General features: G+C 41.2%; 2 protein-coding genes. Both read left to right on the top strand.

From position 1 onward, the window contains the following. Positions 1 to 163 precede the first annotated feature (163 nt). The gene (locus QI30_RS19900) at positions 164 to 724 is read left to right on the top strand and encodes a hypothetical protein (protein ID WP_126992101.1); all 561 of its coding nucleotides are present in this window, start codon (positions 164 to 166) and stop codon (positions 722 to 724) included. A gap of 29 nt (positions 725 to 753) precedes the next feature. Then, positions 754 to 1,092: a CagC family type IV secretion system protein gene (locus QI30_RS19895; protein ID WP_199754753.1), complete on the top strand. Its 339-nt coding sequence runs from the start codon at positions 754 to 756 to the stop codon at positions 1,090 to 1,092. The last annotated feature ends 58 nt before the right edge of the window (positions 1,093 to 1,150 follow it).

The following is a 1,150-nucleotide window of genomic DNA, read 5'->3' as shown; positions in this document are numbered from 1 at the left end:
TATACCTTTTCACCTTTATATTTACAGAAAAATCAAATATTTTAATGACAACTCTGTTACAACTGTAACAAGAACGTGTGTTTCTTTAAATTACACTACATATCCGCTTATTGTCTTGGCGAACGGGAAAATACGGTTATCAAAGGTACGAAAGTAGGTGATAGTGCTGATTACTGAACGTTGGTTAAGTAGTAAGCGAGCGACTGAATTTGTACATGATGGGCACGTAGGGGTGAGTGAGCCAGGGAAGGGGCAGCCACTTTCACAGATTCGACAGCAACTTGCCGAAGAAGAAGTGAGTTCTTCTATTGAGGTGAAGCCACTTGTTTTACGGCAGCATTTTTTACAGCAAGGCAATGTAGCGGATGCTAACCTTGTCGACCAAGTAGATGTAATGGCAATTCGTGTGAAAGGCGGGCGTATTGTGAATGAAGTGTCCTTTGCCGGAGCTAGTTTTTTAGAAGGATTCTTGAGCGTGTACGGGATTGAATTAGAGCGAGCTGTTCGGCGCTATGAGGAAAAGCTTCAGCTATTTGAAACGCTAGATCAAGAACGAAAGCAGCGAGCCGTTTTTATTGGGCGATTGAAGCACGGAGAACTAGAGCAGTTGTCCCCTTCATTTGAAACTGAGCAGCAAGCCAAAATAGAGCTAGAAACAATGAAGCAAGTAGAAAAGGAGCGTGCACTAGCGCCATCTTTAGAGGTGGAGCGTGATGAATCATAGAGAAATGAATAGTGAAAGTAGGTTTGCGTATGACAAATAACACGAAAGCAACAAGCTTAGTAATGGGAACAGCTTTGGCCATTGTCGTTTGTTATTTCATAACACCCGAAATCGTTTTTGCCTCAGCTGGACAAGTCCAAGCTAAGCTCACAAATGCAGCCAATGTCGTGAAAGGCATTTTAACAGCGCTTGTGGTCTTAGTCGGAATTTGTGCAGCTTTATTTATTATTATTAAGCGCATGCCGTCAGCAGATGATCCGCATGAGAAGAATGAAGTGTTTAAAAGTGTTGGGCGTGTATGTGCACTCGTTGCTTTAGCAGCAGCGATTATTTGGTTATTGCCGTGGTTATATTCATTATTCACATAAGTAGATATTTAATAAGTGGAAAAAACTACTTAACAAAAGTAGAAATTTCTACTTTTAC

It is taken from the genome of Candidatus Kurthia intestinigallinarum, from assembly GCF_003991225.1.
Lineage (GTDB): Bacteria > Bacillota > Bacilli > Bacillales_A > Planococcaceae > Kurthia > Kurthia populi.
The sequence above is the reverse complement of the archived record's forward strand: the minus strand, read 5'-3'. Positions and strand labels throughout refer to the sequence as shown.

Bases quoted from the DNA above. Each gene is read 5' to 3' on its own strand.
- QI30_RS19895 (WP_199754753.1), top strand. From the start codon at position 754: ATGACAAATAACACGAAAGCAACAAGCTTAGTAATGGGAACAGCTTTG.